Here is an 18,536-nt window from a genome sequence, read left to right on the forward strand (position 1 = left end):
GATCGGGTGGGGCGCGGTCGTTCCAGGCGCCCAGGTCCTCGTACTAGGCGCCCAGGTCCTCGTAGGTCAGTGTCGAGAAGTACCACTGCTCACCGGTGTGCTCCGCTGTGGCTGCCGGCTCGCCGCGGTGCTCGAAGTCGGGGTCGCCGAGCAGGCGGCGGCGGATGCCGCACACGCGGAACAGCGGGGTGAGCCCGCGCGGCTCGATGATCTTGACGCCGATGCCCTGGGTGCTGACGACCCTCAGTCCTGTTGCCGCGTCGGCCAGGGCCAGCGCGCCGGCCAGCGGGGCGGCGGCGTGTGCTCGCAGGCCGATCCGGGCCCCGCGCTGGTTCGAGACGAGGATCACCGTCGGTCCCGAGTGGACCACTTCGGTGACCACGACCGCGGCGGCGTCCCACTTGCCCTCGCGGTGGAGTGCCAGCACGGCGCGTCCCAGTGCCTGGAGGTCGGCGATGCGGGTGGTGCGGCACTTGCGGGCCTGGAACAGGACGCCGTGCTCGCGGCTGAAGGTGACTTCCGCGTCCTGTCCGCCGGGAAGGCCGCGCGCGGACTCCTCCAGGGTGACGGCGACGCTGCCGCGGGAGGCGTAGTCCAGGTCGGCCAGCGTGCGGCCGGGCTGGGTGGCCGCGTCGATCCCGAGTTCTGGCAGGCTGGTGTGCCGGTCGAAGCGGGCGCGGTCCAGGTATCCGACGTCGCCGACGTCGATCCGCGTCGTCGGGAGCCATGCCGACAGGTAGCCGAACTCCTTCCTCATCTCCTGGGTGTAGCGTTCGAAGATCGCGGCCACGTCGTTCACCTCTTGTTCGCTCGGATCCATAGCACCGGGACCAGGTGTTCGGCCGGCCTGGACGCGGTCATGGCGATCTGCACGCATCCGAGTTCGAAGGCCTCGGCGATCGTGCAGCCGGCCGCCAGGGCTTGGTAGAAGCCCACACTGAACGCGATCGCGGAGGACTCGCCGATCTCCTCCCGCATCCCGATGACGTGGCCGATGTGCTCCACGACGGCCTCGGCGGTCGCGTCCGAGCCGCAGGAGTTGAGGATGACGCATTCGGTGCCGTGGCCAGCGGCGGCGAACAGCCCTGCGAGGGAGGCGGGGGGCAGGGGGTGGACGCCGCCGTCGTCCGTTTCGACGAGGTAGTTCCCGTTCGGGTCGCCGTAACCGGAGAAGTGCACGATGCGGGGCCGTTCCCGCAGCAGCGCGCGCGTGATGTCCCGCGCGCGCACGGCCCGCTCGCTCTCGACCTCGATGGACTCGCGGTGGCCGGAGAGCCGGATCTCCTCGCGGATGGCGCGCACTTCGTGGTCGAGGCGCGAGGACTGGCGGTGGCGGTCAGGAAGGGCCTCCAGGTGGAGAATCTTCAGGCGCGGCGGTCGTGGCCGGTGCAGCGGTGCGCTGCTGACGCCGACCGCCACGGTGTGGGCGACGTGGAAGCTGCGGCCGTGGCGGTCCGCGTAGTCGAGTTCCACGTGGAGGGGGACCGCCGTCCCCCGGTCGAGGGCCTTGGCGTAGAACAGGAACTCGGTGGACGCGCCGGGCGGCAGCTCGCCCAGTGTGCCGGTCGAGCCCCGGGTTTCGACCCGGAAGGGCCCGCCGAGGGCCACTTCGAGGGTCTGCACCGCCACGGTCCCCCGGTTGGCCACCCGTCCCCGGATCACCGTCGCCTCGTTCCACGGCAGGTTCGTCGTCGTCACCTCGACTGCCAGCTTCGGCTTCTCGGGTTCCGGGAGCGCCGAGCTCGGCAGCACTTCCAGGGTGACGGCGAAGTCGGGGATCCGGACCGGGCGGGACGCGCGGTCGCGGTAGGAGAAGTTCCGGCTGGTCGCCGTCCAGGCGCCTGGCTTCGAGGAGCGCACCTGGATGCGGTGGTCGACGCCGGCCCCCGGCGCGAGCTCGGCCAGCTCCATCCGGGAGCCGCCGGCCAGCAGGCTCAGCTGCGGCGGCAGGCTGAGGACGAAGACGATGTCGGTGCAGACTCCCTCTCCGTCGTTGGTCAGGCGCACGACCAGCTCGGCGATGCGCCCTTCGGTCAGCCTGGTCGGGGTGATCTCAGCGTGGATGTCGCTCACCTGTTAGCCGCCGGGGGGTCGACCGCGGCGGCCCGCGGGTGGTGCGCCTGCTTGCAGGACTTGCAGTGGACGGCCGGCGGGAGCAGGAGGCCGTCCTCGGACGGGCTGAAGCCGGGGTCGTGGACGAGAACCTGGTCCTCGGCGCACAGCGGCTTGCCGCAGTGGTGGCAGATCCTGTCGATCCGGACCGATCCGTCGGGTTTCTCCTCCTGCGTGCAGTCCACGCACTTCCACGTCATCGCTCAGGGCTCCTCGTCGATCTCGGCGCGCAAGGTCAGGTAGATCGCCTCCGAGATCCGGCCGGCGAGCAGTGCGTCGGTCAGGTCCTGTCGGCGCTTCTTCTTGGCTTCGGCGGCGTCGGCGTCGGTGCCGGCGGCCGGCCGGTCCGCCGGTGGCCTGGGGCCGGGCACGCTCCCGGTGTCGAGGACGGCCTCCTCGCGCTGCGGCGGCTGCGCTACGGTGCGGGGCTGGGACGCCAGCGCGTGCTTCAGCGCCTCGCCGACCCGGTGGTTGAGGCCGTCCCAGGCCGACCCGATGGTCTCCTTCATCGCCTCGTTGGCGTAGGAGGCCGTGACCGTGACGCCCACCTCGGCGTCCCCCCGCTCCGCGCGGATCCCGCCCAGGCGGGTCTCCACGCCGGTGAGGATGATCTGGAAGTCGATGGGCAGCACCCCGTCGTAGAGCCGGCCGGCGATGTCCCAGTACCGGTTCACCGTGTTCGCCCGGCCGCTGCCCCGCGGCGGGTTCTCCAGGACCCGCTTGATGTAGTAGTGCTCGGCCAGCGCGTTCGTCAGGGCGATGACGGTCTCGTGGTCCGGGATGACCCCGCCGAAGGAGGTCTTCTCCTCCCGCGCGGAGTCGTCCTCCACCCTGCGGTCCGGCACCTTGCGCACGTCCTGGTAGCGGACGAGTGCGAGGTTCAGGGTGAACTCCGCCGCCACCTCGGTGCGGGCGGTCGTCTTCCGGCCGGGCTGTGCGTGCGCGCGCCGGTCGCCGGCCGGCTGCTGGACGCCGCCGCCCAGGGGGTGCGCCATCGACACCCCGGTGAGGCCGGAGAGCGTGCCGCCGAACCGGGCCTCGATCCTTCCCTTGACCGCGTCGGTGGTTTTGATCTGCTTCTCGAAGCGGACCGAGACGACCAGCCGCTTCTTCGTCCGCTCCTCCGTGCTGGTCGCGGCCTGGACCCATTCGATCGTCCGGTACGGGGGCCGGCCGTCCGGCATGATCACGTCCGAGATCGTGTAGTGGCGCATGGAGTTCCCGGCGGTCGGCGAGGAGACGCTTTCCACGTTCCCCCAGGCAGCCGGCACCTCCAGCCGCAGGAGGTGGACGGACTCCAGCCGCAGGTCCGCCTCGCCGCCGCTGCGGAACGGCACCCACTGCAGTTCCAGCTCCAAGGTGCGCCGGTCCTGCTCCGGCACCAGCGACGGCGTGAGCCAGAGCGGCAGGTGGTCCGGCTGGGAGGTGGCGTCCAGCGCGTACGGGAACGAGGCCTGCCACTGGGCGCCGGCGGAGGTTGCGGCCGTGTCGAGGAAGGGATGGTCGCTCACGCGCCCGACCAGCGGGATCACGCATCCGTTGAGCGCGGGGTCCTTGAAGCGCAGGCCGGCTTCTCCGGCGAGCAGGACGTATCCGGCCGAGAAGTCGGCCTCGGCGGCCGGGCCGAGCTGGTACTTCGCGCGGTAGCACTTCAGCCGGTCGCGGTCCTTCTGCCCGAAGGTGAGGCGCAGCTGTACGCCTCCGTCCACCGGGTCGACGGCCGAGGTGTAGACGCCCTCGGTGCTCAACAGCAGTTCGCCGGAGAGTCGTTCGGCGATCTCGACGGAGTCGAGGCCGGGGGTGAGCGGTAGTTTCGGCCGACTCTCCAGCATGCGCCGGATCCGGTGCTGTTCGCCGTAGTAGCCGTAGGCGGCCGTGCCGGCGCCTGCCAGGAACACCAGGAGCGTGAAGGGGTTGGCGTCGAGGATGACGAGGAGGAGTCCGAGCAGCGCGCCGCCCGCGCCGCCCCAGAGCCACTTCTTCAGCGGGCCCTTGACCACGTGGTGGTCGGCCGGGCAGTGGATGACGGGGGTGGTGTCGAGGTCCAGGTCGGCGTACTCGGAGGTGAGGTTGCGGCCTTCGGCGTCCGTGGACCGTACGGCGTGCTCGTCGCAGAGCGCGCCGCCGCAGTGGTGGCACACGTTTCTGATGTTCCGCAGTCCGCCGCAGTCCCGGCAGCGAAGCCGGGGGGCACGGTCCCTGATGTAGGTCTGCACGATGGGCTCCTGATGCTGCGGCGGGGTTCAGGTGAGCTGGCGGATGCGGGCGAACTGGTCCCGCAGCGCCTTCTGGAGGGCGTTCATCTCCAGCACGAGTTCCCGTCGGTGGCCGGCGAGTGTGCCGCGCACGTAGAGCCGCAGGTCGCCGCTCTTCAGCTGGGTGGTGTAGGTCGTCCCGCCGTCGACTTGGGACTGCCGCTCGGTGGTGAGGTGGCGGCCCTCGACGTAGATCCACAGCGCCATCTGGTCCGGCCCCTCGGTCCGGCAGGCGAGGACGAACGAGCGCAGGGCCGACCCGCCGGCCGAGCCGTCACCGCCGAGGTGGCAATGGAACACGTCGTAGCCGCGGGTCTCGAGCGCGGCCTGGATGTCGGTGATCCGCGCGCGGTCGGGGATCACCTCGTCGAAGTAGAGGTGCTGGCACGGGCTCTGCACGCGTTTGGTGAACGCGTCGCCGAGAACGAGCTTGAACTCCGATTCGATCTGGGTCTTCAGCCGGGGGCCGTGCGCCGCTTGCATGCCGGTCGCGGTGAAGAGGCGGGCGTCGGTGCCGGAGAGCAGCCGGTCCGGCACGTCCACCTCGACGCGTCCGTGAAGTTCGGGGGCGAGGTAGAGCTCGCCGGGCTGCTCGATGGTGAGGACCATGGTCGAGCTCTCGTACCCCTGCAGGCTCTTGTCTTCCGAGTCCATCGCGCTGGAGCGCAGCGGCATGTCGTGCCACTCCAGGCACTTGGTGACCGGGTTGTAGGTGATGACGGGGCTGGGGTCGGCCGAGGCGTCGAGCAGGTGCAGGTGTACCGCGCGCAGCGAGGTGATGGTCGGCCAGGCGACCGACACCCGGCGCAGCACCGGGGCGTCGGTGTGCTTGCCGTCGTCCTGTCTGGGGAGCACCAGGCGTACGCGCAGCCGCAGTTGCAGGTAGGAGCGGAAGCTGGCCTGCTGGGCGATGTTCTCGGCGGCGTAGGTGACCAGGCCGGCGATCCTCTGCTGTTCCTCGAAGGGCAGGGACGGGAGCCTTTTCAGCTTGTCGAGGAGGAGCCTGCCGGCTCCCTCGTCTCCGGTCGACAGGCCCGTCGCGCGCGATGTTTCGTCGGTCTGGCTGTCGAAGGGGAGCAGGGTGACCCCGTCCGGGTCGAACAGTTCGGCGAGTACCGTGATCGGTTCGGCGTGCAGGCAGTTCGGGTCCGGTGCGTACTCGTGTTCCAGTACGCACTCCTGGCGGTCGGCGGCGAGGCGTTTCCTGCCCCCGTGGATCGGCACTTCGATGCGGACGGCTCCGTAGCTGCCGTCCAGGCCGGATGCGGAGCCGAGGTCGGTCTTGTCGTAGTCGCTCAGCAGCAGGTGGCCGACCAGGGCGGTGGCGTCGGGGCCCGGGGCGGCTGCGGTCTTTTCGGTGTCGGCGATCGCCTCGCGGGTGAAGTACTGGCCGCCGTCGTACGGAATGGAGATCGTGATCTTTCCGGTGGGGACGCCTGCGTTCTCGTGGCCGCGATTGTTGGAGATCTCCTGTTTGTATTGGAAGCGTTCGACGATCTCGATGTTCTCCACGGTTGCCCGCGCGAAAGTCTGGCCGGATTCCCCGGTCCGAGGCCCAGCGATGGCTCGTATAGGCATGCCCGACTCCCAATGCCCCGAAGGCGCTCGGCCTCGGCGCGGAAACGATCGACTGTCCTGCCAGGGTGGCCGGCGGCGCATGCCCGGGCGCAGATGACGGCCCCTCATGTTTCTTACATGGAGGGCGTGTTCACGTTAGGGCATGCGGTCCTGTGGCGGAATCATTGGCTGGAATTCTTTGCTGACCCGTGATCGTGGCGGTATTTTCCTCGAACGCGCACGCGCGCGGGTGCGGGGATTCGGCCCGGGTGTCAGGTTCCTGCTGAATTTCGTTCCGCGGTGCGGCCGGCGAACATTATCTGCACGCGATGCGTCTGCATGCGATTGGTGCGATGGCGATGCGTGCGATGGGCGACGCGTGCCCGGCGCGGTGGGCCCGGCGGCCCGTCCCGTCCCGCCGGGGCGGGACAGGACGGGGGCCGGTCAGCGGGGGCCGGGGTCGCTGGTGCCGGGGCGGCCGCTCTCGAGGTGGCCGGCCCAGCGGCGGCGGAAGACGGGCGTGCCCGGGGCGGTGACCGAGACGTCGTACCAGCGGCTGCGGGGGTCGACGTCGAAGGTGAGCTGGACGGAGGCGCCCGGGCGCAGGGTACGGGTCCTCGCGGAGCCCTTGGCGTAGGCGTCGGCGACGCTCACCGTGCGGGGCGCGGGCCCGTTGTTGCGGACGTGGACGCTGGTGCCGCGGGGGTCGAAGCGGGCGACCAGTTCGGTGCCCGCCTCGCCCTCGAACTCCTGCAGGGAGCCGTTGGGGCCGTGCACGGCGAGGTGGTAGCGGCCGGAGCCGGGCAGGGTCCAGTAGTCGGTGAGGGTGTCGCCGCCGGAGACGGCGTAGCGGCGCGGGGCCGCCGCGGGTGCGGTGCGGTCGTAGACGTAGAGCCAGGCGCCGGCCTCGCCGCGGTTTTCGAGGTCGAGGTGGAGCTGGCCGCGGTTGTCGGTCTCCTCCTCGTTGACGACGAGGTCGTAGGGCAGGGCTCGGGCCGGGCGGGTGTCGGCTGCCACGGTCATGACCGCGGTCATGGTCGTCATGGGCGCGCTTGAGTCCGGCATCGCAACATGGGGCGGCTACCTGGGCGCCGACGTCAGCCAGGCGCTCGGTCAAATGGAAGACAAGCGTATGGCGTTCTTGCAGCACTCCCTCACGATGGCCTACCCAGCGGACCAGTAACCGCCTTGATCCTGCCCGCGGCGGGCGGCGAGCGCAGCCGGAACCATCGCCCTCGGCCTCGACAGTCGACACCGGCGGTGCCAGTCAGATCAGGTCCTGCAGTACTCCGAAGGCAGGGCACCCGCTCACTCCGGAGGCGAGGTGGGCAACGTGCTCCGGATCGGCGTAGGGGTTGATGGAGAAGGTGAGGGTGGGGGTGCGCTGGTTGGGGTCCGCGACCAGCGCGGCCAGGCCGAGGAAGGCGTCGTGCGGCTTCCAGATGCGTTCGAAGGTCTTTTCCCAGCAGCGCAGGTCGGGCAGGTCGGTCCGGGAGACGTCCACGACCAGGAGGGTGGGAAGCGCTTGGGACTGGCGGATCTTCCGCTTGTCGCGGAGCACGTTCGTCGCGACGGACTGGGCCAGGGCGGTCATGTGCGGGCTGTCGTACGGCGCCGAGTAGGAGGTGATTCCGGAGCCGCCACGGGTGACGGTCACCCACGATGCCGGGATACCGTCGTCGGGGCGGGACGGTGCCGCCATCGCCCGCAGCCGTCCCACGCCGGGGCTTCCGTCTGGTGGAAGGAACTGCTGCACGATGGCGTCCCGGACCTGACTGCGGATCTCCACTGGCGGGATGGGTTCGGCGGTGATCGTGAGGGTGTCGGGAAACCCGCGTGCCCGTAGGCCTTCGCCGAGGACCTGGTTGAGGTTGAACAGGCTCTTCGGGCTTCGCGAGCTGACCTCGATCGCGCAGGTGGGAGCCCCGTCCAACAGCAGGTCAGGACCCGCCGTTGTGTTGAAACGGAACGGCACCCCGGACTCGGCCAAGAGCGCGGCGACGACCAGCTCAGCACGGTGTTGCAGGAACTTCTCCATCCCGTCCCAGGAGGGATCGTCGAAGGCACGAAAGGTGCGCGCGATCGACTCAAGACCCACCGGATGGGCCTGTTCCAGGACGGTAAGTATCTCTTCGAGGACGACCAGCACTGGGTCACGCCACCAGGCGTAGACCACCTCCGGATCGGGGCTGGGCAGCTCCATGAGACGGCGCAGCGGATGACCTGGTGCGGATCCCATCCAGCGACGCAGCACCGGCAGTTGCTGGGATGGTATGTCCATCTGCCGAGAGTAGACGGCTTTGGCGATGCTGCCCGAGACGACCACCAAGTCGAGGCCGCCTTGTTCCAGTTCCGAAATGGCCACCGCGGCGCAGACCCGCCACAGCAGAGAAGGATGAGGCTCGTGTGTCGCCGCCGCTGGAGTCCTCGGCCGCAGCCTCGTGAGCGTCAGGTCAGGCGGAGCGCTCCGGCCGGGAGCGGCAGCCAGTTCTGCGGTCCGGCCGGTTCAGCGCCGGAAGGTTGCATCGAAGGCGCCCGGGCAAGGTGCAGCACATGGCATTAGAAGAGGATCTGCAGGCAGCCAGGAAACTCCTCTCCCAGATCGATGAGGTTGGCCGGGACTCCGGCCGCGAACCACTACGGGCGGCCCTGCGCTGGCTCACCCGAGGCCGGCTCGGGCGTCGGTATGGCCCCTATGCGGCTCCTGAGCTCGGCACGCCTTGGCAGGACACTCCCTCGCCCCTGCGCTCCACGTGGCGCTGCCGCAGCGCCTACCTCAACGGTGAACCTGTCTTCGAAGTCGACTACCGGATTTGCAGCCGCTGCCGCGTCGGCTGGGTGGAGGAGCCGCACACCCACGAGGCCTACCAACGACTCGGCCTGGCCGCCGCCGGCCTCGCCCGGCTGCGTACCGAACACCCAGACCTCGCCTGGCACACCCTCGGCGGCCACATGCACGCCGCCAAACCCTTCTGGACGGCCGTCGGAACCGGCGTCGCCGGCGCCTACCACCAACGCAGGCTATGTGATCACCTCAACCCCACACGCCGCTGAGAACTGCCCCGGGCCCTGCCAACCGGTCTCTTCGCGGACGTGAGCAGGGACGCGTAGGCGTGCCGTCTACAGGGTCCCCGGGCCCGGGTCGCAGGGCTTCATCCCTGACTCGATCATCAGCGACAGGATGTGGTCAGCGTCGGGTTCCGTCATTTGCAGGTTCGAGGAGCGTCTCTGCCCGGGGCATCTCACCTTGCACTCGTACCCGCCGCCGTCGATCTCGGTGACGGACACGCACATGTGCATCGGCCAGTCACAGTCACGAACGCCACGTTCGAGATGAAGATGGCGGCGCAGTGCGGCGAGCCGGTGGTGCGGTGGCAGGGTGCGGTGGGTACGGCAGCCGTTGCAGTTCAGGAGGTGCTGCACGCTGCCTTGGCGGGCGAGGAACTCCTTGCCTTGGCCTTCCATGGTGTTGCAGCTGCCGCACAGGGGCCCTTCTCCAAACTAACTCCGTCTGCCGCCTTACTACTATGACTTCGCATGACCGACACCGAGATCGAGATCACCGCAGACCTGGTCCGCGACCTGCTGCGGGAGCAACATCCAGACCTTGCAAGGCTGGCCATCCGCGAGGTGGCGGGCGGCTGGGGCAACCAAATGTGGCGCCTCGGGGACGAGTTGGCCGTGCGCATGCAGCGCATGGCCCCCACCCCGGAGCTCCAGCTCAAGGAGCGCCGATGGCTGCCTGTCTTGGCCCCGCGTCTGCCGCTCCCGGTGCCGACCCCGGTGCGGTCCGGTGAACCGTCTGCGCGCTTCCCCAAGCACTGGACCGTGATGACGTGGGTTCCCGGCGAGCCGCTGGACTGCACCTCGATCAGCCGCAGTGACCACGCGGCCGACACTCTGGCGGGTTTCCTCAGGGCGCTCCATGTGGAGGCGCCCGCCGAGGCGCCCACCATGTCGGACCGCGGCGCTCACCCTAAGGAGTGCACGGCCGACTTCGAGGAGTTCTTGCAGGGCATTGCCCCCGGCGGCATTGCCGCCGACGTTCGGGCTGTCCGGGACGTCTGGGACGATGCCGTTGCGGCCCCCGAGTGGGCGGGCCCGCCGGTATGGCTGCACGGTGACCTCCATCCCGCGAATGTCGTCGTCTCGGACGGGACGCTCTCGGGCGTGATCGATTTCGATGCCCTGTTCGCCGGGGATCCGGCGTGGGACCTCGCGGCCGCATGGGTGCTCCTTCCCTCGGGCGCCGCCTCTCGGTTCTTCGACGTGTACGCGCATGCGGACGAGGCGACGATCCGGCGTGCCCGCGGGCTGGCCGCCATGAAGAGCCTCTTCCTCATCCTTATGGGCCAGGCCGGAGATCGGAGCCTTCCGGGCGGCAAGCCGACGTGGGGGCCCGCTGGCCGGGCAGCGCTCGATCGTGTTCTGAAGGGCGTTTGATGCACGCTTCTTTGAATCGGTTCTCGATCTTGGTTGAGGACCATGCGGCAGTCCACCCTCGTGGATTCATCGATCACCACGCATGGTGGGGATGCCAAGGTCCACGGCCGTATGCTGCCCGTGACCCCGATCGAGCTGGCTGAGCTTCTCCTCGGCACCAGCCAGGCTGACCTGGAGACCCTGCTTGGCGAGGAAGGCAGCCTTCGCCTCCGGCGACATCCTGCGGTACTCCACGCCGACCTCCAGTGAGCATGGCATGACGATGCGTCACCACGATCGCAGCTGGCACCGACAGCGCGGCCAGTGCGCCGGCCAACCGCAGGGACGCCCGGTGTGCCGCTGCGCTCCGCATCGGATGGCTGACCACCTGGCCCGGTGGGTAGGGCTGGGGACTGGCCCGGATCGGCCGGGCATCACCAGGAGGGGAGCACTTCGTGAACTTCGGTCGCAACACCGCCGCGCAGCCTGAGCCGGATGGAGAGCCGCAGGGCTTGCTCACCACCGCCCCGCGTCCGGGTGCGGCCGCGGCCTTCCAGGGCGCCGAGCTGATCGGTCGCTTCGCCGTATTGTCCTGGGACACCGCGGTCGGCCGGGTCGCCATGGGCTACGCGCTCTCCCCGGCCTACTCCTCGCCCAGGGCGCTGCTCGCAGCCCGGTGGGAGAAGTACGGCCGAAAGGCTGCCGAGCACTACCAGGCGGTCGTCGTCAGCGACAGCGTGTGGGGATTGGACGCCCCGCACCTGGAAGCCTGCGACCTGCTGCCCGAGGACACCGGCAGGCCCTACAAGCCGTCCTGGGCGCAGCTGGCCAGGCTGTTCGGCACGGAGGTGCCGTACTGGCACGGCTCGCTGCGCGACGAGAAGGCGATCCTGGCCTGGAGGCCGGGCGCGGCGGCGGCGGTGGTTGCCGCGCAGTACCCGCAGACCCGGGCGGCGGAGGATGCGCTGCTGCGCCTGGCGGCGTACGAGCCGGACGGTTCCCCGGCCGGTCAGGTGTGCCTGTGGCTGGCCCGCGAGGTACACCGCCGCGACACCGCCGCGGCGTTGAGCATGCTGAAGTCCATCCACGAGGACAAGTCTCCGTTCGACGGGTGCAAGGGCCTGGTCGTGGCGGCCCGCCCGGCGCCGCTGGGGCGCTAGCGCGAGCCGGAGCCGGCGGAGGTGATCCGGCGAGCCGGCTGGGCGCAGATCACCGAGCGGACCGACCAGCTGGCATACCAGGCGGCGTTGTACGCCCAGCGGTGGGACGGCGGCGCCGACTGGCCCTCAGGAGAGATCTGCGAGCTGTACCCGCAGAGCAGTGCGCCGGCGGCCGAGTTCGCCAAGCGCCTGGAGCCGGCACCCGTCGATCGGCCGTTGACGGTGCTGCAACGCTGGGTACTCTCCGACCGGGACGAAGGTGAGCTGCTGCACGACCCGGCGACCGGCTTGCCGGTCGTGCGGACCGAAAGTGCCCGCGGCCGGGTCACGCTCTTTGCGCCCGCCTCCCAGCGGCTGCCCACCACGTCGCGTCTCAGCGAGGTGATCTTCTCTTACGGCACAGTGTGGGTGCGCACCGACGACGGCGGCCTCTGGCTGGCGCCGCAGGTCCCCGGTGAGGGCCTGGGCTACAGCCAGGGCGGCGGCACCGGCGGTACGTCGGCCCTGGCCCAGCTGCTCAACCGTCTCCTGGACGACATCACCGCCCCTGCCGTCCGGTACGACCAGGACACTCCGCCCAAAGGGCTGGTCAAGCTCGTCCGCAACGCGCCGGAGAACACGATGAGCGCCTTCTCTCGGGCCGACCTCGAGATGGCCCGCGCCGCAGGCTGACCTCTCCCGGCCGCCACGATCGAGGCCGTGCAACCGGTCGGCGCCGGTCGCGGCCCGATGTCCGACCTGTCCGGCGTCGGGCCGCGACTACGAGCGGCCTGGACCGCTTCCTGCTGCGCGGCGACGGGACGTCATCCCGGCGCAGCGCAGCAGGCGGTTATGGCTGACGCAGCCGGTCAGACGCCGCGATCCAGGCCAGGAGCCTTTCAGTCGTGGTACCGCTGGGCTTGTTCCGCCTCACGCTCAAAAATGACGAAGGCGCCGGTGAGGATCGCACGATCCTGCGCGTCGAACCGCTGATCAGCCCTGGCGAGGTCGTAGATCCGCTCGGCGGTCAGGTACACGACGTGCACAGTCCCGCGTGTCCAGTGGACGCCATCGGCCTGCCATGCCCGCTCGGTCAACTCCCGCAGTGCCTCGCTCACACCGGCCGGCGTGGCCAGGTCGAACCGCTTTCGCAGGCTCAGCACCAGTTCCTCATCGACGTCGCAGCACGCGATGTCTTCTTCCGGCTCGATGGCCAGGGTGCGGGCCAGCGTCCTCACCAGGCTGAAGGCCTCCTCCATAAGGGTGGCGCAGGCCAGCCAGTGTTCATCTGCGCCGGATGGCATCCGGGCGGCCTGGGCGAGCAAGGAGGCGGCGGCCCGGGCGGTGTTCGCGGCCGGGGTGTCGGGGCCTTCGGCGGCCGGTTCCGCCAGCGAACCTTTCAGATCGCGGATGGCGTCGGCGGCCATCTTCGGCTCGAAGCCGTTGAGAGCGCCGCTGATCGCGTCTGCGAAGTCGCTGCGCTCCGCCCCTTCGGCGATGACCGCCAGGAGCAGGGCCGCGGCCCGCAGAACCTCGCGGTCGTCGCGGAGATAGTCACCATCGATGTGCGCGTCGAGGGCGGCGCTGGTCTGATCCTCGATGCGCTGCAGCTGCCGCATCACGGCCGCCGGGATCCTCCGCCCGCAGTGGGATGCCTCGTTGGCGACGTTGGAGAAGCCGAGCAGGCGGGTGCGCTCTTCCGCCCATTCGGCGATGCCGATCAGCCGCCGGGCGTCGGCGGTGAGTCCGGCCGACCGCAGCGCGGCGGCGAGGGTCCGGATCTGCAGGTTCTGCTCGCCGGCCTGGGTCTGAGCGCGCAGGGCGGTGGTGTACTTCCCGCCGGTCGACGCCTGCAGGGCGCGGGCCTTCTTACCGGTGGTGGGCTGCTTCTTGGGCATCGCTCGTCTCTCTCCGGACAGCCCGCGCCTGTCCGCAGAGGATGCGTGCGGAAGGTGAGCGGGCCCCCGGAGACCTTGGCCGACGCAGCCGTCCCAGCGCGGGCAGGACGGCAACGGCGAACGGCGTGCGCTTCGTGCCGCTGACACCGTATCGGATCCTGCGGCGCGGCGGGTCAGCAGGCGTCATGATGCTCGGCCTCGGTGGCCCGGGGCGCGGTACTCGTGGCCGGGCTGCGGGCTGCGGGCCGGGGTCGGGATGTCGTGGTCGGCTCCGTAGACCCGGCCTCGCATCAGCGCCTCGTCGTCCATGACGCCAGCTTCCCAGTCGGCGCCGACAGTGAAGCGACATCCCGAGGCCTGGTAGCGCCGGTCGGCAACGGGCACGGCCAGCGGATCGATATGACGGTGGAGGAGCCGGACCGGGTCGTGGGCGTCACCGGCTCCGGCCGGGGGCCCGTTCTCTCGCAACAGGGAGCCTGCGGCTTGCAGACGGTGACGGCGGCCACCGTTCCACAGGCCTTGACCGTGACGCGTTTGGGCTGCCGCCGAGCGGACGGATGCGAGATCCGCGCAATTCCGGCCCAAGGTGCAGGAACAGTGACGAAACGTGGATCCAGAGCCTCGGGCCACGCCCCTGCCGTAGGTTCGTGATTCGCCTCGCGGCGGGCTGCGGCCCGGCCTGCGCGGACCTGTGCCACAACGTTCGCGGACCGTCTTCGGGCTCTGCACGGCGAAGGGAAGTCCATGTGCGCGAGGGTGTGAACGAGCGGCGGCTGCGGGAGCTGATGGCATCCGCCGCCGCGGGCCGCCGCGGGCTCGTGCTGGTCGAGGGGGAGGCCGGCATGGGCAGGACCACGTTCGTCCGCCGCCTGCTGAGCCTGCCGGAGGCCGCACGTACCGCTGCCGTGGTGCTACGGGTCTCCGCCGGCGGCGCCGCGGTCGCATGGGAGCCGGGCACGGCCACGCCGGCACCCGATCCCGGCCGATCGGCGCCGGCCGCGGTCGAGGAGTGGGGCGGGTTCCTCGCTGCCCGGCCCAGCGGACTGCTGGTCGTCGAGGACGTCCACCACGCGGATCCGTCCCAGCGCCGGGCACTGCGCCGGCTGCTGGAGCACCCGCCGGCGGACCTGTGCACCGTGCTGACCTACCGGCCGGAGGAACTCCCCGAACCCGGGCTGGCGTTGGGCGCCACGGTGGACTACCCGCCCGACCTGACCGTGGTCCGGGTCCGGCTCGAACCCTTGGACGTAAGCGAGATACGCCGCCTGGCCGAACAGGCCCTCGGTGGCCCCTGCCCGCCGCACCTCGCCGCCCGACTCCATCACTGCTCCGGCGGAACTCCCCAGGTCGTGGCCGACGTGCTGGCAGACCTCGCGCAGACGCCGGACCGTACCGCCGCCCCGGCACCCCCAGTTCGGTTAGCCGAGCTGGCCTTGGGCCGCACCGCGGCCCTGCCCCCCGCCCAGCGCCGCATCGTGTGGGCCGCGGCGGTCCTCGAAGACCCTGCCTGCGCCGCAGAGTTGTCCCAGATCGCCGGACTGCCTGGCGCCCGCGGACGGACTGCGCTGCTGGCCGCGGTGCGCACTGCCGCCCTGCACCAACTCGGCCCCGACCGCTACGGGTTCCGCGTCCCGCTGGCCGCGACAGCCGTCCGCTGCGCCATCCCCGGGCCGACACGGGAGGAGCTGCACTGCCGCGCCGCTGAGCTCCTGGCCCGTCGGCAGCCGGTTCCGTGGGCCCGGATGGCCGGCCACCACCACGCCGCCGGCCAGGCGGCCGACTGGCTGGACAGCCTGGCCAAGGCTGCGGAGGAGGCGGCCGGGACCGGCGCCCACCAGATTGCCATCGCCCTCGTCGAGGAGGCCCTCGCCGAGCCGAGCGCGCCCGGAGCGGTCCGGGCCCGACTCGGCGCGATCCTGGCCCGCAGCGCGGTGGCCGGACTCAGCTCGGAGCAGACAGCCGCGATGCTGCGCCAGGTGGTCGCCGACTGCGCGTTGCCCCGGATGATCCGCGGGGAGATCCGGCTCAGCCTCGGGCTGCTGCTGCTCAACCACCTCGACCGCAGCGCCGAAGCCCGCGGTGAACTCGTCCTGGCTAGCGACGAGTTGTCCGACCGTCCCGAGCAGGCGGCGCGCGCCCTCGCCGCCCTCGCCTCGCCCCACCTGCCGGGTAGTTCGGCCGAGGAGAACCGTGCCTGGCTGGACCAGGCCGAAGCCGCCGTCGTCCGGACCGGCGACCCGGCCGCCCGAACAGCCATCCTGGCCAGCCGGATCCCGCTCCTGATGTCCATGGGCGACCCGGACGTCTGGCGGCTCCTGGCGGACCTGCCACGGACCAGCGACGACCCACGGCACCTCTACCAGTGCGCCCGCGCCCTGTGCAACGCGGCCGACGGCGCGTTCTGGCAGGGCCGCTACGACCGGTCGGCCGACCTGCTAGGCGAGGCCCTGGATCTGGCGGCACAGAGCGGCGCACCGCACGTCGACAAGGTCGTACGGTTGGGCTCGGCGGTGCTGGACTGGGCCACCGGCCGCTGGTCCGGCCTGCCCGACCGGGTCCGGGCGCTGATGGCGGACGCCGACCGGATGCCGTGCATCGTCAACGAGGCCCAGCTGGTCCTGGGCGTCATCGCGCTCGCCAAGGGCGACTGGAAACAGTTCGGTGTCTCCTTCACCGGGCCGGAGCCGCCGGATCGCGAGATCCCGCATCGCGCGGTGTCCGCCGGGGCCCGGATCCGGCTCGCGCTGGCCCGCGACGAGACCGCCGAGGCCGCCGAACAGGCGGCCGCGATCTGGGCCACGCTGCGCACCAAAGGCGTGTGGGCGTGGGCGGCCCACGCGGCGCCGTGGGCGGTGGAGGCCACGATCCGCGCCGACCGGCCGCACCTGGCCCGCGCCATGGTGGCCGAACTGGCGGCCGGACTCGAGGGCCGCGACATCCCGTTCGCGCACGCGGCCCTCGAATGGTGCCAGGGCCTGCTCGCCGAATCGGACGGCGACCCGAGTACCACCGTGACCCACTACCGTCAGGCCAGAGCCGCCTATCGCGCCCTGCCCCGCCCACACGAGGCCGCACTGCTCGCCGAGTACGCCGGCCGCGCCGCCCTCGCAGCCGATCCCCTCTGCCCCGCCGGGGCCGACGAACTTCTCTCGGCGGCAGCGGAGTTGGACGAACTCGGCGCATCCTGGGACGCCGCCCGGGTGCGCGCGCTGCTGCGCCGCACGACGGCCGAGCGCCGCCCGCCGGGCCGCCCGTCCTACGGCGAGCAGCTCTCGCCCCGGGAGAAGGAGGTCGCGGCACTGGCCGCGACCGGCATGACGAACCGCGAGATCGCCACGCAGCTGCACCTGTCCCCGCGAACCGTCGAACACCACGTCGCCCGGGCCATGCGCAAACTGCGGATCGTCTCCCGGCTGGACCTCGCCGGCACCGGGCAGGACTGACACGTCGCCCCCGATCGGCGGCCCCAGGGCCGCTCGGGCCGTCGCCCCGACGCACGGACGCGGCCCCTTCCCGGTCGGTGAACGCCGGGAAGGGGCCGCGGTGTCGGTCAGCCCTGGACGAGCTTGCCCATGGCGTGGACCTCGTCGACGTCGCCGGTATCGAAGAAGCTCCACGGCACGGTGACAAAGCCGCCGGCGCCCCAGCCGGTGCCCCAGCTGTTCTCGATCTTCACGCCCTTGGCGTTGTAGCCGACGACGGTGACCTCGTGGCCGCCGACCACCGGATCACTGGCGGAATCGCCCGGAAGGTAGCTGTAGTTGGAGGCAGCTCGCGAGTTCAGGTCCATGAAACTCTGGCGCACGCTCATTCCGATCGGCACGGGCATGCCCTGGGATATCGCGCTCTCGATCGCGGCCTTGGCCGCGCTGCCCTGGGCGGGCAGCGACTTGTAGCCGGACAGCTTGAATTTCGCCGCGTTCGCGCGTTCCTTGGCGTCCGGCTGGGTGCGGTAGTCGAAATCGCCCTGCCAGTAGTCGCGCCTGGTGTCGATGCCCTGCTTCTTCTCCATCGACAGGACGTCGTCCGTGCCGGTGCCCTCGTCATGGCCCCCGGTGACCTGCGAGTAGATGTACATCGGTGCCATCGGTGCGCCGCCGATCCCCTGCTCGTGCATCAGGATGCCGTAACCGGTGTAGCCGGTGGCCCAGGTCACGCACGAGTTGACCTCGCCCTGGTCACCCGGCACCGGCGCGTACCGGGTCAGATCCGCGCTGGCCGGTACCGCAGCCAGCTGCGCGAGCGGCGCCTGGGCGCTGCTTCCGGCCTCCTGGTCGACGGCCGCCGGGTGCATCGCGGACGCGGGGATGAAGCCCAGGCCGTGCCGCTGGTGGTGCTGAGGTGCCTGCCCGGGGGCGGCATCGGCGGCACTGGCCGTGACTGCGGGAATCAGGCAGGACAATGCCAGTGCCGAGGCGATCCCGGCCGTCTTCTTGATGCGCACTATTTCTGCTCCTCGATCTCTGGAAACCGTCAGGACGGCGAATTCTTCCGGCCGCACCCGGATATCCGTTGGCCCGCCATGGCATCGGCAGACAACGAAGACTGAGTGGGAATCACCCGGATTCCCGGCTCGTTGAACCGGGCTGTCCGTCCCGAGCAGAAGCAAAGCAAGTGCCCGGATTCCAGGTCAACGAGGGGACCTACCTATTAATCGGGCGAATTCACGTGCCGCCGGGCCGGAAACCTTTGCCGCGCCAACCGGCCCACGCCGTTCTGCCAGCGCCTTTCCCCGAGCCGGCTACGACCCGGACGGAGCCGCATAGCTTCGCCCACGCGTCCCGCCGCCCGGCATCCGCCGGATTCCTGGGTATGGGTAGCGAACCGGAAGGCTCTCGCGAACCACCTGGCGAGTCCTCAGCTCGCCGCCGTGGCCTCGGTGAGCGACCGGTCGAAGGGCGGCAAGGGGCCGGAGGCCTGGCGGTCCCCGCCGTGCTCGGCCATGACGGGATCCTCCACACGGTCCCCCGGCCCCTGTTGCCGCTGTCTCAGGCCCCGTTGACGGATCTGGCGGTGAGCGCAACGTGAGGTGAGACCGCCCCGCTCGTGTCCGGCTTCGTCAGAGCGACCTGCCCGCGTCAACCTCTCGGATCCGAGAGCGTTTAGGAAGGCCAGAGCCTCGGCGTCAGGGGATCCCGGCGGCGCGCTGTAGA

General features: G+C 70.8%; 18 protein-coding genes. 6 read left to right on the top strand and 12 right to left on the bottom strand.

Annotation, left to right across the window (positions count from 1 at the left end):
- Window positions 1-43 precede the first annotated feature (43 nt).
- The 6 genes from BG452_RS43195 to BG452_RS43220 all read right to left on the bottom strand — a co-directional run bounded on the left by BG452_RS43195 (window position 44) and on the right by BG452_RS43220 (window position 6,947).
- Window positions 44-790, bottom strand: a complete 747-nt coding sequence (locus tag BG452_RS43195; RefSeq protein ID WP_188309863.1) for a hypothetical protein — start codon at window positions 788-790, stop codon at window positions 44-46.
- 5 nt (window positions 791-795) lie between these two features.
- Entirely contained in the window at window positions 796-2,073 is a 1,278-nt protein-coding gene (locus BG452_RS43200; RefSeq protein WP_188309864.1) for a CHAT domain-containing protein, read from the bottom strand.
- Window positions 2,070-2,312 (bottom strand): hypothetical protein, encoded by a 243-nt coding sequence (locus BG452_RS43205; RefSeq protein ID WP_188309865.1) that lies wholly within the window; start codon window positions 2,310-2,312, stop codon window positions 2,070-2,072. The genes BG452_RS43200 and BG452_RS43205 overlap by 4 nt, the downstream gene beginning before the upstream one ends.
- Window positions 2,313-2,315: 3 nt before the next feature.
- Window positions 2,316-4,328, bottom strand: coding sequence for a hypothetical protein (locus BG452_RS43210; RefSeq protein ID WP_188309866.1), 2,013 nt, complete (start codon window positions 4,326-4,328; stop codon window positions 2,316-2,318).
- A 27-nt stretch (window positions 4,329-4,355) separates the two neighbouring features.
- Window positions 4,356-5,879 carry a hypothetical protein gene (locus tag BG452_RS43215; protein WP_188309867.1) on the bottom strand — a complete coding sequence of 508 codons (1,524 nt, stop codon included), beginning with the start codon at window positions 5,877-5,879 and terminating at the stop codon, window positions 4,356-4,358.
- Window positions 5,880-6,368: 489 nt separating this feature from the next.
- The gene (locus BG452_RS43220) at window positions 6,369-6,947 is read right to left on the bottom strand and encodes a phospholipase domain-containing protein (RefSeq protein ID WP_188309868.1); all 579 of its coding nucleotides are present in this window, start codon (window positions 6,945-6,947) and stop codon (window positions 6,369-6,371) included.
- Between BG452_RS43220 and BG452_RS43225 the strand changes: the two genes are divergently transcribed.
- Entirely contained in the window at window positions 6,946-7,107 is a 162-nt protein-coding gene (locus BG452_RS43225; RefSeq protein ID WP_188309869.1) for a hypothetical protein, read from the top strand. The genes BG452_RS43220 and BG452_RS43225 overlap by 2 nt on opposite strands.
- A gap of 84 nt (window positions 7,108-7,191) precedes the next feature.
- On the opposite strand, the gene BG452_RS43230 is transcribed toward BG452_RS43225, so the two are convergent.
- Window positions 7,192-8,250 carry a hypothetical protein gene (locus tag BG452_RS43230; protein WP_188309870.1) on the bottom strand — a complete coding sequence of 353 codons (1,059 nt, stop codon included), beginning with the start codon at window positions 8,248-8,250 and terminating at the stop codon, window positions 7,192-7,194.
- A 227-nt stretch (window positions 8,251-8,477) separates the two neighbouring features.
- Here BG452_RS43230 and BG452_RS46750 point away from each other — a divergent pair, with 227 nt between their 5' ends.
- Window positions 8,478-8,978: a hypothetical protein gene (locus tag BG452_RS46750; RefSeq protein WP_223243591.1), complete on the top strand. Its 501-nt coding sequence runs from the start codon at window positions 8,478-8,480 to the stop codon at window positions 8,976-8,978.
- A 66-nt stretch (window positions 8,979-9,044) separates the two neighbouring features.
- Here the strand turns inward: BG452_RS46750 and BG452_RS43240 are convergent, their stop codons facing one another.
- On the bottom strand, window positions 9,045-9,389 hold the full coding sequence (locus BG452_RS43240) for a hypothetical protein (RefSeq protein ID WP_188309871.1): 345 nt from the start codon (window positions 9,387-9,389) through the stop codon (window positions 9,045-9,047).
- A 72-nt stretch (window positions 9,390-9,461) separates the two neighbouring features.
- Between BG452_RS43240 and BG452_RS43245 the strand changes: the two genes are divergently transcribed.
- On the top strand, window positions 9,462-10,367 hold the full coding sequence (locus BG452_RS43245) for an aminoglycoside phosphotransferase family protein (RefSeq protein ID WP_188309872.1): 906 nt from the start codon (window positions 9,462-9,464) through the stop codon (window positions 10,365-10,367).
- 66 nt (window positions 10,368-10,433) lie between these two features.
- Here BG452_RS43245 and BG452_RS43250 read toward each other — a convergent pair whose 3' ends face one another.
- Window positions 10,434-10,601, bottom strand: coding sequence for a hypothetical protein (locus tag BG452_RS43250; protein WP_188309873.1), 168 nt, complete (start codon window positions 10,599-10,601; stop codon window positions 10,434-10,436).
- A gap of 200 nt (window positions 10,602-10,801) precedes the next feature.
- Between BG452_RS43250 and BG452_RS43255 the strand changes: the two genes are divergently transcribed.
- Both BG452_RS43255 and BG452_RS43260 read left to right on the top strand, forming a co-directional pair.
- The gene (locus BG452_RS43255) at window positions 10,802-11,506 is read left to right on the top strand and encodes a hypothetical protein (protein ID WP_188309874.1); all 705 of its coding nucleotides are present in this window, start codon (window positions 10,802-10,804) and stop codon (window positions 11,504-11,506) included.
- A gap of 21 nt (window positions 11,507-11,527) precedes the next feature.
- On the top strand, window positions 11,528-12,178 hold the full coding sequence (locus BG452_RS43260) for a hypothetical protein (protein WP_188309875.1): 651 nt from the start codon (window positions 11,528-11,530) through the stop codon (window positions 12,176-12,178).
- A gap of 206 nt (window positions 12,179-12,384) precedes the next feature.
- Here BG452_RS43260 and BG452_RS43265 read toward each other — a convergent pair whose 3' ends face one another.
- Both BG452_RS43265 and BG452_RS47500 read right to left on the bottom strand, forming a co-directional pair.
- Window positions 12,385-13,383: a hypothetical protein gene (locus BG452_RS43265; RefSeq protein WP_188309876.1), complete on the bottom strand. Its 999-nt coding sequence runs from the start codon at window positions 13,381-13,383 to the stop codon at window positions 12,385-12,387.
- Window positions 13,384-13,566: 183 nt separating this feature from the next.
- Window positions 13,567-13,692 (bottom strand): hypothetical protein, encoded by a 126-nt coding sequence (locus BG452_RS47500; protein ID WP_262986125.1) that lies wholly within the window; start codon window positions 13,690-13,692, stop codon window positions 13,567-13,569.
- A gap of 437 nt (window positions 13,693-14,129) precedes the next feature.
- Here BG452_RS47500 and BG452_RS47955 point away from each other — a divergent pair, with 437 nt between their 5' ends.
- Entirely contained in the window at window positions 14,130-16,826 is a 2,697-nt protein-coding gene (locus BG452_RS47955) for a LuxR C-terminal-related transcriptional regulator (RefSeq protein WP_188309877.1), read from the top strand.
- 107 nt (window positions 16,827-16,933) lie between these two features.
- Here BG452_RS47955 and BG452_RS43275 read toward each other — a convergent pair whose 3' ends face one another.
- Window positions 16,934-17,827: a C1 family peptidase gene (locus tag BG452_RS43275; RefSeq protein WP_188309878.1), complete on the bottom strand. Its 894-nt coding sequence runs from the start codon at window positions 17,825-17,827 to the stop codon at window positions 16,934-16,936.
- Window positions 17,828-18,536: the final 709 nt, after the last annotated feature.

The organism is Streptomyces sp. CBMA123 (assembly GCF_014596465.1).
In the GTDB taxonomy this organism is placed as follows: Bacteria; Actinomycetota; Actinomycetes; order Streptomycetales; family Streptomycetaceae; genus Kitasatospora.